We start from the raw sequence: 16,611 nt of genomic DNA, 5'->3' as shown, positions 1-16,611 counted from the left end.
TTGCGGGAGCAAACTATCTACCGGCTACGGACATATGGTGAAGGAGGCTTAGCGGCCATCTGGGTGCAACGCATTCATTACAGTGATACTCACCTTAGCCAGCGCATTTTACACAAGGCTTCACGGTATTTTGCCTCATCTCCATAATTACTCATGAAATCAACGAGACGGCGCACCCTGAGCGGTTTATTTTTTAATGTTAAATCAATTAGTTAGGCTTAACCCTTACTTATATCTGAGGGTGAGGGATAAATAGTTCTCGCATTACCACGCCAAGCTGCTATTATGCGCTCCAGTTGATGCGGGGTGGAGCAGTCTGGTAGCTCGTCGGGCTCATAACCCGAAGGTCATAGGTTCAAATCCTGTCCCCGCTACCAATTTTATCCTATCTCTAAAAGCGCGTAAAAAACCCACTCTACCACGCTTAAAAAAACATGCTTCCATCATCCTTATTCCGAAGGTTTTTAGTGATATTCTAGATACTTCTGAACCCTCTTATCCGTAATTTTGCCCGTCGATCAACCGCCAAATCCTATCACCCAGAAGTATCTACCCCAGTAGCGTTTTTACTGTAGAAACGCCTACTGGAGACGTTCGCTTTATTAGTGGTGACTGTGCTGTGCTGAGGGTGGTGAAAAACCATCAAACCGGTCACTCACAAATTGTGAGTGACAGGCGACACACGCCTCATTCATTTTATAGATATAAAAATTAACTAGCTCTGCGTTATATTGCTGTGCTGCGGCAGCCAACAGACTGGCTTGCGCATGAAAGCGCTGATCAAGTGCTTTAAAACCGGCGGGTAGTGCGGCAACCAGTATATGGCGCTGCTCTTTGCTAAGTTTACGCTTCATTACATAGCCCTCTTCTAACGCTTGAGCGACCTTCGCTACCGCTAAGAAATCACCAGATGCAACCAGCCAGGTAAGAGACTCCATACCTTGACGTATTTGCTGCATCTCCTGTTTCAGTAGTAGGGAGATATCCTTCGGCAACTCAATCGAATTTTTATACTCTGACGCTGAGAGTGGTAGGGCTTGCAACAGTAACAGCAACACAATGACTTTTTTCATCGGTAGACCTTAATTTTTATGTTCACACTCACCATACCAAACACGCCCCTGCAGAAAAAGAAAAAAAGCTACCTTGAACAATATTCCGTAGTGAACTAGGGTTTAATGAAATCTGCATAAAATATCAAGGAGAGGCGGTCATGGCAGCAAACTACACACCCATCCCACAATCAACACTAGCACGGCCAACCTCAATCACGCCACCCTCCACTCTCTACACTATGGCGATCACTGAGGAAAGCCCCGCATTTAAGGTGATGAGCGACCTAAAGCTCACCACCCCGGCCACAACCCATGCAAACAGCACCCTGAAAAATGCCAACCAACAGATGATAAATCGTGGTGTCCGCATGCTATTTGTAGTGGATGAGGTCCGGCAGCTACAAGGCATCATCACCAGCAATGACCTACTGGGTGAAAAACCGGTCCAGTATATGCGCAGTTTTCGCTGCGGTGCCCATGAAATAACCGTGAAGCAATTGATGACACCACTCAGTGAAATAGAGGTGTTGGACTACAGTGATATCGAACGCGCGAAGGTCGGTGACATCATCAGCACCTTAAAGGAGAGTGGCCGACACCACGCCCTGATTGGCAGCTATCAAAGTGATGGTTCACTCACAATATGCGGCACCTTTTCGCTTTCACACATCAGTCAGTTGATGAACACCCAAACCACCATTGCAGGTAGCCCCAAAACGACCATCACCGAAAGAAATCACTAGAATTGTCACTCTTCTCCTCCCCCCAAAATGGGTGGCGCTTAATTCCCGACTTGAATAATCAACTTTACTAAACTAGGTTTAAACAGCCCCATTCTAAAGTTGATACCAAAGGAGAGGAGATTATGCATTCAAAGTATGCAGCCATTCAACAGACAACACTCAATAAACCAACACCGGTCATACGACCCCGTGCGGACTATATGACCGAGATCACGGAAGATAGCCCCGCAGCCAAGGTGATGACAAACCTTAACCAAGTCATACCCGCAACCACCCGGGCCAGCACCCCACTAAAAAAAGCCAACCACCAAATGATTGAAAGAGCGGTGCGTATGCTGTTTGTGGTTGATGAAGATCAACACCTCAAAGGCATTATCACCAGCATCGATATACTGGGAGAAAAGCCAATAAAACATATGCAGCGGGTCGGATGTAAACGAGATGATATCAATGTGGAAGATGTGATGACACCGATTGAGAAGATTCAAGTGCTTGATCTCAGTGACGTAGAGTATGCAAAAACGGGCAACATACTCGCAACACTCAAGCGCAGCGGTCGACACCACATCCTGATTGCTGATCGCCAAGCCGATGGGCAACAAGCGATCTGCGGTATTTTTTCACTCTCTCACATCAGCCGGCTAATGAATAAACAGGTGGAGGTCATCGAAATTGCCAGCACCTTCGCCGAAGTAGAGAGTGCTCTGCATCACTGAACACTCTCTAAGCAATAGCGGTAGGTCAACGGGAGTTGATCTACCCTTTTCTTACAACCTTGAGTAGCTGCCATACCCTCTCACCTACCCTAAACCTAGCCGCTATCCTAGACCTTCGGGCGTTGGTTGCTGCCGATGCCAGTAAGGTCTCTAAGTATTTTTTAATTATTTACGCTGAATAGTTACGAATGATCCAAATCAACCGATGCTGGGTATAATTTCAGAAAAATCACTTACGGAAGGGTATCCAACAACCGGAGTTTCTGGTCGGGAGCTATCCGGTTTGCGCACGGCTAAAAGTTGCGCAATACCATACTTCCGCGCACTGGCTAACACCTGTAAATTATCGTCCACCATCAACGAACGACCGGCATCAAACCCGTGTTGCTGCTCAAAAGCTGACCAAAATCGCTGGTCCTCTTTGCAGTACCCGTAATCGTGGGAGCAGATAATCTCATCAAAGTGGTGGTTGAGTTGTGTCACTTCCATTTTTAGCAGCAGATTATCCGGGTGTGCATTGGTCACCAATAAAACCCGCTTGCCCACTTGGCGCAGCTGATCGATAAATTCGATCGCATGGGGGAGTACCTTGATAAGGTGGGTTGTTTGTTTTTTCAGCATCATCAAGTCAATATCCAGACTTTTTCGCCAGTAATCAAGACAGTACCACTGGAGCGTGCCCTTGTGCTGTGCGTAGCGCGTCATCAGCTCATGGCGCGCCTCTTCAAAGCTAAGTTGGTGTTTTTTTGCGTAATACTGTGGCAGTTGTTGTTGCCAGAAGCTATTGTCAAAGTTGAGATCCAGCAACGTGCCATCCATATCCAGCATTACCGTATCAACGTGCTGCCACTTGATCATATTAAAACTTCACTACGTTTAAGGTGAGACCTCTGCGCCAAGGATCTTTTGCAACTATTTGCTACACACCGCACGAATACAGTGTATGTCCGTTGAACCTTGCAGCACTTTTTCAATGCCATCCTGTAACAGTGTGCGCAACCCCTCGGTCATCGCCAGGCGGGTCAAATCAACGATCGGCATTTTACCAATAATAGCCCGTTTAATGTCATCACTGCTCACCAGTAGCTCATGCAGCCCCAAGCGCCCAGCATAACCGGTATCACTGCAATGATCACACCCTTGCGCCTTATAGAGTGTAAACTTATCATCCTCATCCAGAAAAAGATTTTTCCATTCGGCCAGTACTTTCTGCTGAGGCGCTTCATCCCCCTCAGCTGGCATATCGCTACAGTACTCATCCAGTAAATTTCTTAACTCTGATTCATCCGGGTGGTAGGCCTGCTTACACTCTGAGCAGAGGCGTTTAGCCAGTCGCTGTGCCAGAACACCCAACAGCGCATCGGAAAAGTTAAAGGGATCCATCCCCATATCCAGCAGACGCACAATACTCTCAGGCGCGCTGTTGGTGTGAAGTGTTGAAAAGACCAGGTGCCCCGTTAATGAGGCTTCGATTCCCATGCCGGTGGTCTCTTTATCGCGCATTTCACCTACCATGATCACATCGGGATCTGCACGCAAAAAGGCGCGCATCGCATCAGCAAAAGTAAGGCCCCCTTTCGGGTTTATCTGTACTTGGCGAAGTCCAACTTGAGTAATTTCAACCGGATCTTCAGCTGTCCATATTTTACGCTCAGGAACATTAATATGACCAAGAATCGAGTGCAGTGTAGTGGTTTTACCCGACCCGGTAGGGCCACAGACAAAAATCATTCCATAGGGTTTGGATATGAGTTTTTTAAGCCGCACCAGGTTGTGATCACTGACACCCAATTTATCCAGCGGAATCGGTTCGCCCGCCGCTAAAATACGCATCACAACATCTTCCAGGCCAGCGGCTGTCGGTACGGTGGCAACCCGTAGTTCAATGTTCAATGGGCCAAACTTTTTAAAGTCAATCTTCCCATCCTGGGGATGGCGTTTTTCGGAAATATCGAGCAGAGCCATGACTTTAATACGGGCAACCAACGCATTTTTATATTGGGAGGGGAGTTGTACATACTCCAGCATCGTGCCATCTTTTCGAAAACGAATAATGGTTTTATTTTTGCCCGGATAAGGCTCAATATGTATATCGGAAACCCCCTGAGCATGGGCATCGATGACAATTTTGTTCACCATTTTAACGACAAGGTTATCCGATACATTCTGCTCCAGCTCCTGACTGTGCAAGTCATCATCCAGCCCATCATCCTCTATTTCAAGATCGGAAAATTCGCTCCCGGCCGCAGCAGAGTAATAAAAATCGATCGCTTTTCTAATCCCTGCCACATCCGCCATCACTGCCTCAACGGTGACGTTACAGTTAAAGCGAATAACCTCAATCGCCTCACGATCCATCGGATTTTCCATGGCCACCACCAGGCGCCCCTCAAACATGCTGATGGGGATCACCTCCAGCTCTCTAACCACGCCTTCTCCAAGCCGCTCAATCACATCGGGAGGTATTTGATACTCCGCTAGATTAACGAAGGGGATACCCAGCTTTTTAGCCAGACTGCGCTGAATATCAATTTGCTCAACCACCCCCTGGCTGACCAGAATCTCCCCTAGGGGACGACCACGGTCCACCTTCTGAGCAGCCAGCGCTTCATCAATTTGCGCTTCATTTACCAACCCTTCGCTGACCAAAATTTCGCCTAGACGCATATTGGGCATAGAGCGTTGGCGCAGGAGTGCTTTTTGCAAATCCTCACTTGAAACGATGGCATTACTGACCAGATAGTCACCCAGCTGCTGCTTGCGATCACACGATTGCGTTTCAACTGCCTGCTGCAAATCACTCTCGGTAACCAGCCCATCCTTCAGCAACAATTCACCTAAAAACTCACCCACCTGATAATTTTTTATCGCTCGGTGTGAATAGAATGTTTGAATAAAAAGATTTTCATCCATCAGTGGAAAAAGATGTAAGCCGTGCTGATCAGGGCGATAACCTAAGGTCTCCCCCTTCACCTCACTGCCATCATTAAAAGTAATTTTAAAGGGCTGACTGCTGGGCGGCATTTCGACCCCCTGAGCTTCATCAAGCACAGGCTGGCGCGTCTTTCTGTTGCGTTTGGTTGGAAAGGTCAGCGTTTTGATCAGTCCAAGGTGAATAACGAGCTTCTCGCCCCCTTTTCCGGCAACCGCCATGGTGGGTGAGTTAGGCAAAAACTCAACTAGGCGACCTTTTAGCTTTTTACCACTGATAAGGGTAACAATGATGGCACTTTTTGGCCCCACGGCTATATCACTATCTTCTATTAACAGTGAGGGGTACGGTAGCTCTGTTTTATCCACGGTAGTATCCATATTTCAAACCCAAGGAGTATTTTCGGTCACTCTGCCAATTTATTCTGTTCCGATAACGGCCAACCCACAGTATGCTGAAGAAGTAACTTAAACATCATGTCAATATGATGAGTAGAAGCATTTAGCGCCGGAACATACTGAAATGAGTCGCCACCCGCTGTAAGAAAAATCTCACGGTTCTCCACATCTATCTCCTCAATCGTCTCCAGACAGTCGACGGAGAAGCCTGGACAGACGACCGCCACGCGCTTGACACCTTTAGCCGGTAGAGCGGCCAATACTTCATCTGTATAAGGCTGTAACCACGGCTCTTTGCCAAAGCGGGATTGAAAAGTCACCTCATAAGACGCTGCTTCCAACCCCAGGCGTTCGGCAACTAAGCGGGCCGTTTTCTGACAAAAGCAGTAGTAGGGATCACCCGCCTCAAAATAGCGTTGCGGCGTACCGTGGAAAGAGAATATTAGCAGATCACTGCGCGACTCCGCCTGCCAAGCGCGCTCGATGCTCCCCGCCAGTGCCGAAATATAGGCCGGATGATCAGCATAGCCATTGATAAAGCGCAGCTCCGGGATCCAGCGCCAGCGCTGTAGTTCCTGATAGATAACATCAAAACAGGAGGCTGTCGTCGCCGCTGAATATTGCGGATAGAGCGGTAGCACCACAAGGCGCTGGACATTAGCCTCTTTTAGTCGCGCCAAAGCAGAAACAATGGATGGATTACCATAACGCATCCCAAGCTCTACAACAAAATGAGGTGAAACCTCCTCTTGCAATCGTGCCTGCAAGCTCTCTACCTGCTGCTGAGAAGTCACCAACAGTGGGGCGCCCTGCTCAGTCCAGATCGTTTGGTAAGCGCGTGCTGACCTCTTGGGACGTGTGCGTAATATAATGCCGTGGAGAATCAGCCACCAGAGCGGCCGCGACATTTCAACAACACGGGGATCCCACAAAAACTCAGCCAGGTAACGGCGCAGTGCCGAGGGAGTCGGCGCATCCGGCGTACCTAGGTTCAACAACAACACCCCCACCCTCGCCTGGCGATTATGAGGAGAGATTTCACTTTTGTATTTCATAAAAAATCCGCACACTATTGCGATGCAATGCAACTGAATAAAATGAACACCTTACACTGGCCGTAGTTTTAGCCGGGGAATTCACAAAAAGCCCCACCACCCGAGAAACCCACGAAACAGCCAGATATTTCCTATTAAATCAAGGAACAAGCTCGATTGTACATAGTTCATAAATTATTTGGGGATTTAAACCAAAAATGACAAAAAAATAGGCTCTGGCTATACAGGCATGTCATAATCATGAATTGCTGAAAGCTTCCCCTGCCACGCATTCAAAGACCAAGACACTAAAGATGAAACAAGACGAATCAACAGCTACGCTCATTGACTACCTTAAGGCGGCACCGCTCTATCTTCTGCCGCAACATCTACTCTCAAGAGCGATGTTAGCACTCACCCGAATCCGCTTTGCCCCCTTCAAAAATATGCATATTCGCTGGTTTGCCAAACAGTTTAATATCGACATGAATGAAGCGAAACAGCCTGAGCTAACAGCTTATCCCACCTTCAACCACTTCTTCACCCGAGAGCTTAGAGAAGATGCACGGGAGATTATCACGGGCAACAATCGATTCGCATGCCCTGTAGATGGCGCTATTAGCCAGGCGGAAACCATTAATAACGGTCGAATTTATCAAGCCAAAGGGCATGACTACACCCTGAAAGCATTAGTCGGCGGAGACCCACAGCTCGCCGAAACATTCAACAACGGACGCTTTGCCACCATCTACCTCTCGCCTAAAGATTACCACCGCATCCACATGCCTTGTGATGCAACATTGACGCAGATGCTGCACGTTCCAGGTCGGCTATTCAGCGTAAACACGGCATCAGCCAAAGTCATCCCCGGATTGTTTGCACGTAATGAGCGGGTAGTCGCACTGTTTGAGACCGAACACGGCCCGATGGCGATGATCCTTGTGGGGGCTATTTTTGTCGGCAGCATCGAGACCGTATGGCACGGCGTGGTAACCCCTCCTTCACGCCACAATGTTAAGCAGTGGCATTATGAAGGCGAACAGAGAGTCTCTCTTACAAAGGGAGAGGAGATGGGGCGCTTTAATATGGGGTCAACTGTCATTATGTTGTTTGCCAACCCCGAAATAGAGCTTGCTGACAACATTCAAGCTGGTGAAACCGTCCGGTTAGGAGAGTTACTTGCGGAACACCCTCAGCAAAGCCAGCAGAATTGACCCTTTTGAGCTACACTCAGGTTAGTGTAACGTTCAAGGAGAGTGGTTATGAGCGACCCAAAACTTAAGCCGGAAGAACCCGAAGTACTCGCCTGTAAAATCTGCATGGAAGAGATTCCAAAAGATTTGGCAAAACGCGAAGAGGGGGCTGAATATGTTTACCATTTTTGTGGCCAAGCGTGCTTTGAAAAATGGGGAAAACAGAAGCCAGACTAGACTTTATGTATTAACTCGCCACCAGCTTAATTATCCATAATATGGATTGTTGACGAGTAAATACATAAAGTCTAGGATCTCGACAGATCAAAGGCCATCACCTTTTCTATCGAATCCACATCACAGGCCAACATCAGCAAACGATCCAGCCCCAGTGCAACTCCAGCACAGGGGGGCATTCCTGACGATAAAGCTGAAAGAAATGCCTCGTCCAACGGGTTTTGCACCAAACCCGATTCACGCCGCCGAACAATATCACCCTCAAAGCGCTGCCGCTGTTCTTCTGCATCCACCAGCTCATGAAAACCGTTCGCCAGCTCAACACCTTCCAGATAAAGTTCAAAGCGCTCAGCTACATCCGGCTTTCCCGGCCTGACAACCGCAAGCGCTGCCTGTGAAGGCGGGTAATCACATAAAAATGTCAGCCTCCCTAGCCCCAGATGCGGCTCGATCGCGTGGCTTAAAATCAAATCAAGCCACTCATCCCGGGTTGTATCGCCACTCTTCCACGATATTGAAATACCCAACCCTTCAGCACACGCCTTCAACTCATCAAGGGTCGCAAAAAATGGATCCACACCCACATGGCTTAAGAAAGCGCTTTGATAAGTCACCCTTTCAGTGGCTGCCAAATCACGATACGGTGCTAACAGCTCACACACCAAAGCTTCGACTTCGAGCATTAATTGATGGTGGCTCCAGCCAGGCCGATACCACTCCAACATCGTAAACTCAGGATTATGGCGCTGCCCACTCTCCCCTTGACGAAACACTTTGCAGATCTGATAAATGGCACCACAACCGGAGGCGAGCAACCGCTTCATAGCAAACTCTGGCGAGGTTTGAAGGTAAAAATCCCGCCCCTGAGAAACCCCTGGGCCAACATAGCGAGTGCTAAAGCTCTCAATGGATGGATCACTCAGAGCCGCCCGACTCAAAATAGGTGTCTCCACCTCCAACACTGCACGACTCGTAAAAAACATACGTATTTCGGATAAAATAGATGCTCTTTTTTTCAGGTTTTCGAGTGTCGCCGAAGGGCTCCACCCAACATCACCAGAAACCATTCGCCATCAATCCTTTGCGCGTGAAACATACTCGCCTGAGCGAGTATCCACTTTCAGTACATCACCAATATTGATAAAGAGAGGTACGCGAACAACGGCCCCCGTCTCCAATGTTGCAGGCTTACCACCGCCACCCGAAGTATCACCTCGAACGCCAGGATCCGTCTCAGTTACCGCCAGATCCACAAAATTTGGCGGTGTAACAGAAATAGGGGCATCATTCCACAACGTCAATGTGTAGGTATCCTGCTCTTTCAACCACTGCTTGGTACCCGCAACGGCTGATTCAGACGCACCAATTTGCTCAAAAGTATTGGCATCCATAAAATACCAAAACTCACCATCCGTATAGAGATACTGCATATCAGTATCCATAACATCTGCCGCCTCAACACTCTCGCCTGACTTAAAAGTACGCTCAACCACCCGACCCGTTTTCAAGTTACGAATCTTCACGCGATTAAATGCCTGCCCTTTCCCCGGCTTTACAAATTCATTCTCGATAACCGCACAAGGGTCACCATCAAGCATGATCTTCAGGCCGCCACGAAATTCATTAGTACTGTATGTAGCCATTTCACCCTCATTCTGAGAAAATTAGTCAACTGTTTGAAACATGAAAGAGCCACATGATAACGCGAACAAGCCCAATATGTCAGGTCCCCGCATGGCAAAGTGAACTTGCCAAGGCAATTCGAGATCCCAAGACACTCCTCAACCGACTAAACCTCAGCCACCATCAGCTTGCTGAGAGATACCAGGCGTGCAAGCAATTCCCTCTGCGCGTCACCGAAAGCTATCTTTCACGCATGCGCCCAGGTGACCCCAACGATCCGCTATTACTCCAAATATTGCCACGAGGAGAGGAGCTTGACCTGATCGATGGCTACGGTGTTGACCCCGTGGGTGACGATGCATCAACGAAAGCCCCAGGCTTGCTGCACAAATATTCGGGCCGCTGCCTGTTAATCACCACAGCAGCTTGCGCAATACATTGCCGATACTGCTTTCGTCGCCACTTTCCATATCAGGCATCGCGGTTAGATGAAGAGTCACTCACACAAGCCATGGCATATATTGCAGACGATAGCCGTTTAAGTGAAGTTATTCTTAGCGGCGGAGATCCCCTATCGCTCAGTGACGAGCGACTCGAGCAGATCATAACCAAACTCAACACCATCCCCCACCTCAAGCGCCTGCGCATACACACACGCCAGCCCATTGCACTGCCCAGCCGCGTCACCGACGGGCTACTGAGAGCCCTGAACCAGAGTCGCTTACAACAGGTGATGGTTCTTCACTTCAACCACGCCAACGAATTTGATCACGAAGTGGAGCGCGCCATGAAAAAGCTCTCCAGCTGCGACATCACCCTACTTAATCAAAGCGTACTGCTGAAGGGGGTCAACGACTCAGTCTCATCACTCAAAGCGCTCAGTGAAAAACTATTTGAGCAGCAGATCATCCCGTACTACCTCCACTTACTGGATAAAACATCGGGTGCCGCACACTTTGACACTCCGATTAAACAGGCGAGGCAACTGTACAAGGGACTCAGAGCGGAACTCCCAGGCTATTTAGTACCCACCCTGGTTCAGGAGCAAGCAGGAGAGCCGAACAAAACAGTGATAACGTGAATCACGCCACAGAAAGTTGCATATTTTGGATGTAACGACTAGACTATCTTACTGGAATAGAGTATGAAAATCCTTCTGTACAGGCTGCAAGCCTAAGAAGCATGAATGGAAATGTGTCGGGTGGAGAGTTTCGGATTCAAAATACCTGAGCAGCAAGCTCAGACAAGAGATAGTCGCGACCTGCGCCCCAAAGCGATAGAGCGGTGGCTAGCGGATATGCCACGCGCCAATTTAGGCCTGATGGCAAAGCAGGTCTACGCGCTACTCACCGAATCCAACCTGCTCAAACTCTCCCCCACAGAAAGAGAGCAACTGCTTCAGCAGCTGTATGACCCCATCGACTACATTCTTGAGGCGATGGAGAAACACTACATCGGTCTGTCGCTGCCCTTCCCTGCAAAAAACCGCAAAATAGCACGTCTGGCGCAAAGTGTGCTGCATGAGGTCGTTATTGCCCATAAATCCATTATTCTTGACAGCATCAATGAGAGTAGATCAAACAAAAGTCGCCTTCGGCTAGCCACCATGATGCAGAACCACCTAGCCTTTAACAACCGGCTCCTGTTATGCCTGCACCTGACCTACAGCGCAATACCTAAAAGTTTCTGGCGTGAGCAGTGCCTGATAATGCAGTATGCAGAGCAACTTTCCCTCGCGGATATTGCTGTATTTGGCAGCCGTTCCCCTTGGAGCGTTATTAATCGTTTCAAGCAGGCGCTACTTCTCACGGCCTCCACGCCCGCCTGCCTGGAGCAGCGAGAGATAATCCAACTTAACCACCTTTTAGAAACCTGGGTCTCCAGCTGCCGCCTACTCAGCATGAAAAAATACACTCCGAAACTACACTCCCTGTTCGTTAACCTAAACAGTGATGATGGACCGTTGTATCTTGAAAAACCCACACAACAGAGCGATGGCTGGCGAATCATCGATACCAGCAGCCTGCATTACGCTCTGGAAGATGAAATAACCAAGGCCCGTAGCAACCCCCACTTGGCTCCACTACACAAAGAGACCCTGCAGCGCCTACAAAAGCAGTTAGGCGGTGAGCAAAAAAGGGTCTTTAGTCGTTCAGAAAAATCGGATATGTTTACCCTAGCAATTGGTATTAGTGCAATCCACTGGATGCTTAGCCACCATATCGGTCACGGCAACCATGACGTGGCACGCCCGGCCTGCTACATGAACTCATTCGTTACCAGTGTCGGACGTGACGATGCACCTGATGTCTGGAATGTCTACCGTGAAGCCACCACTACAACCGTTTTCGGAGAAGATCGCGCTAATAATCCAGTTGAATATAAAACCTATGACTTCAATGTCGTTGATGAGAGTGCAAATGGTTACAAGCTAAAATTCAAACAAAATACAACCGCCGATGGTCTCAAAGTTGGTGAGTTGGTGAGCTTACACAAAGGCTTTAACGGCTCAGGGAAGCAGTTTGGGTTGGCATTGATTCGCTGGGTACATCAAACAGCAAGCAATGAACTGGTCATTGGCATTGAGCTCATTGCCCCCAGCGCCACTCCCGTTGAGATCGGTTTATACGCAGAAGAGGTATACTCCGAAGCACAACACAAAATGCGAGCACTGCTGCTCCCCGAGCTGCGCGCAATCAAACAGCCAGCAACCCTGGTCACACCCAATACCTTTAAAGAGGGCCAGCGGATAACTTTACACCACAGGGATGAAGATACATTGGTACTACTCAAGCAGCAAACCAAGCGCGGGGGTGGCCATGCCCTGTATCAATATGAGAATATAGAAAAAGTAACCAAGCTTTCCTCAAAGCATGCTGTTGATACTCGAGGCACTGATGATGACTTAGACAGCGCTTGGGAGCTTCTTTAACTTCTGATGCCTTTACTTATGAGGTAAACTCTGAACAAATCTGAATGTTTTTTTGCTGACAGAATCAAAACCTCCATAATAATAAAAAACCCACTAAGCAGCACAAGAAAGGAACCCTATTGAAAAAGAATACCCTTAACCTTCTTATGTGGGAACATGAGCAGGAGCAGCGTGAACAGTACATCAACATCCTCAAAAACGCCGGATTTGCAGTAAGAGATCGATCAGTAAGCGATAGCGATGCGCTACAAGATGCCTTTTCTGAAAAGGTTTGGGATGTATTCATAATCAACACCACCGCAATCGACCTGCCACCGCTAACGCTACAACAGCAAACCAGCATACAACAGCCCAACCTCATTACCGTCTACCTTTGCCAAAAAGAGCGTTGCGAGGCGACCCATGCACTCTATATGGCGGGTGCTACCCAGATTATCGAACACGATCAAATCAAGGTTCTTGAGGTACTACTCCCGAGAATGATCAGTGCCCACACCCTGCAAAATCAACTGTACCATGCCCAGCAAAAAACAGAAGAGGAGCAGCAACGAAATCGTATATTGATGGATAGCTCCCGTGATGCCATCGCTTACATTCAAGATGGAATGCATGCCTATACCAACACCTCATACCTAGAAATGTTCGACCTTATAGAGCAGGATGAACTCGACAGCACACCACTGCTAGACCTGATTGATAAGGCCTCTCGCGATGAAGTAAAAAGCATCCTACGGCAACTTAGCCGGCAAGAGCTGGCTCACGCCACGCTCAACTGCACCGCGATCAAGGGGACACAACGGCTTAATGTCAGTATCGATTTCACAGAAGCACTGCTAGAAGGCGAGCCTAGTATCCAACTGGTGATACAGGACCAGAGTTACGATGAAGAGCTGAACCAGAAACTACTGGAGCTGAGCAACAAAGACCTTGTCACCAACTTAAATAACCGTGGCCATTTTATTGAGCAGTTAAAAGTATTCATAGCAGACCCTGCTGCATGGGATGAACTCCCTCACGCGATATTTCTCATCAAACTTGACAACTACCCCGAGCTACAACAGCAGCTTGGTATCGCTGGTTGTGACATGATTCTACGAGATATCACCGACATCATTCAGCCGATACTTAAGAATGCCAGCAACTTGGCGCGCTTTGCTGATGAGATGTTTGCCTGCCATCACCCAATATCGTCAGAAACCGAAATCAACCAGCTCTGTCAAGAGATATGCAGTGCGATTGCCAGCGCTCACTTTCTAATTGATGATCAAGAGATAATAACCTCCGTCAGCATTGGTTATACGCCACTTAAAAACAGAGAGCACTCCGCAGAGAAAGTATTAGTCGAACTGGAGCGTGCCTGCAACAGCGCGCACCAAGCGGGAGGCAACCGGATGCAGATGCCTCATGACACCGTACCGGATAAAGCCGAAAGTAGCTGCGATACAGACCTGATTAAAACCGCACTTAAAGAGAATGGCTTCAGGTTAGTTTTTCAGCCCATCGTCAGCCTGCATGCCACACCGGGTGAGCGCTACCAAGTACTACTGCGTATGGTAAACAGTGAAAATGAAGAGATCACACCCCGTGATTTTTTCCCAGCTGCCGCAGAAGAGCCGGGTTTGATGAAAATGTTTGATCGCTGGGTCATTGTTAACAGCATCAACACGCTAATCAAACAACGTCAGCAAGGCAAAAAGTTACAACTTTTCATCAAACTATCCGAAGAGTCACTGCTGGATCCAGAGACCATCAAATGGATCAGTAAATACCTCCGGGATTCACGTATCCCCGGTGACAACTTAATCTTTGAACTCGACCAAGAGCACGTTCTAAATCATAAAAAAGAGTCTGAAGCCTTTATCAGTATGATCAATCAACTCCACTGTCTCACCGCCATAGGGCATGTTCTGGGGCTTCCAGAATCAATTGATTACCTTACCCGCCTTAAAGCTCATTTTCTTAAAATTGATGGATCACTCATAGGCACACTGGTCAATGACAAAGGCGCGCAAGAGATGACTAAAAAAATATCGGAGATGGCACAAACCAACAATATGCAAACCATCGCAGAGTTTGTGCATGATGCCAATACCTTGGCCGTGCTTTGGCAGAGTGGTGTCAACTTTGTCCAAGGATACTACTTGCAGCAGCCTGATCGGGAGATGCACTACAATTTTGAAGAGTAAGGCATTTTCTTAGACTCTCCTGTCATCTCAACGCCGTCGGCCGCACCCTTCCGTACTTCAATGGCTGGGGCGTTGCAGGGGTTTTACTGTTCTGACTTTCAGCTGATTTCGTTGACCTGATCAGATGGCTTCTCCTTAAGCTGCAAACCTTTTAAAAAATTACGCAACACCTGATCCTTGCAAAGGCGATAGTGCTTATGCTCTGGCTTGCGAAAAAAAGCACTCAACTCATGTTGGCTCATGCGCTGACCCGCCAGCGCCAACACGGCCAAAACATCATCACTCTGTAAATTCAGCGCGATTTTGAGTTTTCTAAAAACAATATTATTATTCAACCGTTGTTCAGGCTCTGGTTGTGGCCCTTCTCTTTTGCCCCGCACCTCATTAATCAGACCGTTGAGAAAAGTAGCCAGCTCGATATCACGACAAGCTTGGTAGCCCGGGTCGTCATCTTTTTTTAACCAGGCACTCACCTGCGCCCTTGTAACCTTGTGGTTCGCCTGACTAAAAAGCCGCATCATTTGAGAGTCACTGAAATCGAAGGTATAGCGAAGACGGCGTAAAATATCATTATTAGTCACGGTTTAATTCCAGTAATTCAATCAGTTAAATCGCTCACCATCATAATAAAACCCATCCATTGGTGTTATTTTTATGGTGTTTTATTTTTTTAGTGCCTGTGCATCCAGCTCTTTCAGAAAGTTGAGTTTTTCAGTGATTTTCTGTTCCATTCCTCGTGCGACGGGCTGATAGTAATGGCGAGCACCCATCTCTTCAGGAAAGTAGTTTTCTCCTGCGGCATAACCGTGCGGTTCGTCGTGGGCATAGCGGTAGGCTTTACCATAACCCAGCTCCTTCATCAGCTTGGTAGGCGCATTTCGAAGGTGAACCGGCACTTCGATAGAGCCTTGGTTTTTCACATCCGCTCTTGCGGCATTATAGGCTTTGTATACTGCGTTGCTTTTGGGGGCTACTGCGAGGTAGACCAGCGCCTGAGCGATAGCAAGCTCACCCTCTGGAGAACCAAGGCGCTCCTGCACATCCCATGCATTCATCGCTAATTGTAGCGCCCGTGGGTCGGCATTACCGATATCTTCCGATGCCATACGAACAATTCGGCGGGCGAGATAGAGCGGATCACAGCCCCCATCCAGCATCCGTGCCATCCAGTAGAGGCAGGCATCGGGATTAGAGCCACGCATCGATTTATGCATTGCCGATATTTGATCATAAAAGGCTTCACCGCCCTTATCAAAACGACGCAGACCACCGGAGAGTACTTCGTTCAAGGTGGGTTGCTCGATCACCTCAACATCATCTCGCCACTCCGCAAGGCTGACTGCAATCTCCAGAAGATTTAATGAGCGGCGACCATCACCATCAGCCGCTTGCGCTATCTGCTCACGCTGCTCATGGGGTATTTGTAATTTACGATGCCCCAGACCGCGTGTTTTATCGTTAAGTGCACGGTCGATAATTTGTCGGATATCGTGGTGAGTGAGTGATTTCAGCACATAGACCCGTGCCCGCGACAACAGTGCGTTATTCAGCTCAAATGAGGG

At 48.3% G+C, this 16,611-nt stretch carries 15 protein-coding genes and 1 tRNA gene; 8 read left to right on the top strand and 8 right to left on the bottom strand.

The window, feature by feature from the left end:
* The first annotated feature begins 300 nt into the window (after positions 1 to 300).
* Positions 301 to 377, top strand: a tRNA-Met gene (locus tag L3J94_06020).
* Between the two features lie 225 nt (positions 378 to 602).
* Here the strand turns inward: L3J94_06020 and L3J94_06015 are convergent.
* Positions 603 to 1,073 (bottom strand): hypothetical protein, encoded by a 471-nt coding sequence (locus L3J94_06015; protein MCF6218307.1) that lies wholly within the window; start codon positions 1,071 to 1,073, stop codon positions 603 to 605.
* Positions 1,074 to 1,213: 140 nt separating this feature from the next.
* Between L3J94_06015 and L3J94_06010 the strand changes: the two genes are divergently transcribed.
* Both L3J94_06010 and L3J94_06005 read left to right on the top strand, forming a co-directional pair.
* Entirely contained in the window at positions 1,214 to 1,798 is a 585-nt protein-coding gene (locus L3J94_06010) for a CBS domain-containing protein (GenBank protein MCF6218306.1), read from the top strand.
* A gap of 122 nt (positions 1,799 to 1,920) precedes the next feature.
* Positions 1,921 to 2,514 (top strand): CBS domain-containing protein, encoded by a 594-nt coding sequence (locus L3J94_06005; GenBank protein MCF6218305.1) that lies wholly within the window; start codon positions 1,921 to 1,923, stop codon positions 2,512 to 2,514.
* A 198-nt stretch (positions 2,515 to 2,712) separates the two neighbouring features.
* Here L3J94_06005 and yrfG read toward each other — a convergent pair whose 3' ends face one another.
* Genes yrfG through hemH form a run of 3 tightly spaced genes read right to left on the bottom strand, consistent with a single transcriptional unit; the run spans position 2,713 to position 6,899 of the window.
* On the bottom strand, positions 2,713 to 3,372 hold the full coding sequence (yrfG, locus tag L3J94_06000) for a GMP/IMP nucleotidase (protein MCF6218304.1): 660 nt from the start codon (positions 3,370 to 3,372) through the stop codon (positions 2,713 to 2,715).
* A gap of 54 nt (positions 3,373 to 3,426) precedes the next feature.
* Positions 3,427 to 5,826 (bottom strand): Flp pilus assembly complex ATPase component TadA, encoded by a 2,400-nt coding sequence (tadA, locus tag L3J94_05995; GenBank protein ID MCF6218303.1) that lies wholly within the window; start codon positions 5,824 to 5,826, stop codon positions 3,427 to 3,429.
* A 26-nt stretch (positions 5,827 to 5,852) separates the two neighbouring features.
* Positions 5,853 to 6,899, bottom strand: a complete 1,047-nt coding sequence (gene hemH, locus L3J94_05990; GenBank protein MCF6218302.1) for a ferrochelatase — start codon at positions 6,897 to 6,899, stop codon at positions 5,853 to 5,855.
* A gap of 293 nt (positions 6,900 to 7,192) precedes the next feature.
* On the opposite strand from hemH, the gene asd reads away from it, so the two are divergent.
* On the top strand, positions 7,193 to 8,092 hold the full coding sequence (asd, locus tag L3J94_05985) for an archaetidylserine decarboxylase (GenBank protein MCF6218301.1): 900 nt from the start codon (positions 7,193 to 7,195) through the stop codon (positions 8,090 to 8,092).
* Positions 8,093 to 8,140: 48 nt separating this feature from the next.
* The gene (locus L3J94_05980; protein MCF6218300.1) at positions 8,141 to 8,308 is read left to right on the top strand and encodes a DUF3330 domain-containing protein; all 168 of its coding nucleotides are present in this window, start codon (positions 8,141 to 8,143) and stop codon (positions 8,306 to 8,308) included.
* Between the two features lie 71 nt (positions 8,309 to 8,379).
* On the opposite strand, the gene genX is transcribed toward L3J94_05980, so the two are convergent.
* The gene (genX, locus tag L3J94_05975; GenBank protein MCF6218299.1) at positions 8,380 to 9,375 is read right to left on the bottom strand and encodes an EF-P lysine aminoacylase GenX; all 996 of its coding nucleotides are present in this window, start codon (positions 9,373 to 9,375) and stop codon (positions 8,380 to 8,382) included.
* A 6-nt stretch (positions 9,376 to 9,381) separates the two neighbouring features.
* Positions 9,382 to 9,951 carry an elongation factor P gene (gene efp, locus L3J94_05970; GenBank protein MCF6218298.1) on the bottom strand — a complete coding sequence of 190 codons (570 nt, stop codon included), beginning with the start codon at positions 9,949 to 9,951 and terminating at the stop codon, positions 9,382 to 9,384.
* A gap of 53 nt (positions 9,952 to 10,004) precedes the next feature.
* On the opposite strand from efp, the gene epmB reads away from it, so the two are divergent.
* The 3 genes from epmB (at position 10,005) to L3J94_05955 (ending at position 15,049) form a co-directional block, all read left to right on the top strand.
* A complete protein-coding gene (gene epmB / locus L3J94_05965) occupies positions 10,005 to 11,012 on the top strand; it encodes an EF-P beta-lysylation protein EpmB (GenBank protein MCF6218297.1) in 1,008 nt (335 codons plus the stop codon).
* Positions 11,013 to 11,117: 105 nt separating this feature from the next.
* Positions 11,118 to 12,863 (top strand): hypothetical protein, encoded by a 1,746-nt coding sequence (locus L3J94_05960; GenBank protein MCF6218296.1) that lies wholly within the window; start codon positions 11,118 to 11,120, stop codon positions 12,861 to 12,863.
* 119 nt (positions 12,864 to 12,982) lie between these two features.
* Complete coding sequence (locus tag L3J94_05955; protein MCF6218295.1) at positions 12,983 to 15,049, top strand: bifunctional diguanylate cyclase/phosphodiesterase; 2,067 nt, start codon at positions 12,983 to 12,985, stop codon at positions 15,047 to 15,049.
* A gap of 98 nt (positions 15,050 to 15,147) precedes the next feature.
* Here L3J94_05955 and L3J94_05950 read toward each other — a convergent pair whose 3' ends face one another.
* Together L3J94_05950 and L3J94_05945 are read right to left on the bottom strand one after the other, a co-directional pair.
* Positions 15,148 to 15,630 (bottom strand): DUF1456 family protein, encoded by a 483-nt coding sequence (locus L3J94_05950; protein MCF6218294.1) that lies wholly within the window; start codon positions 15,628 to 15,630, stop codon positions 15,148 to 15,150.
* Positions 15,631 to 15,711: 81 nt separating this feature from the next.
* Positions 15,712 to 16,611, bottom strand: a 900-nt coding sequence (locus L3J94_05945; GenBank protein MCF6218293.1) for a replication-associated recombination protein A, incomplete at its 5' end; no start/stop codon positions are given.

This window comes from Gammaproteobacteria bacterium, from assembly GCA_021647245.1.
In the GTDB taxonomy this organism is placed as follows: Bacteria; Pseudomonadota; Gammaproteobacteria; order RBG-16-57-12; family RBG-16-57-12; genus JAFLJP01.
This window is presented reverse-complemented; position numbering and strand designations above follow the sequence as displayed.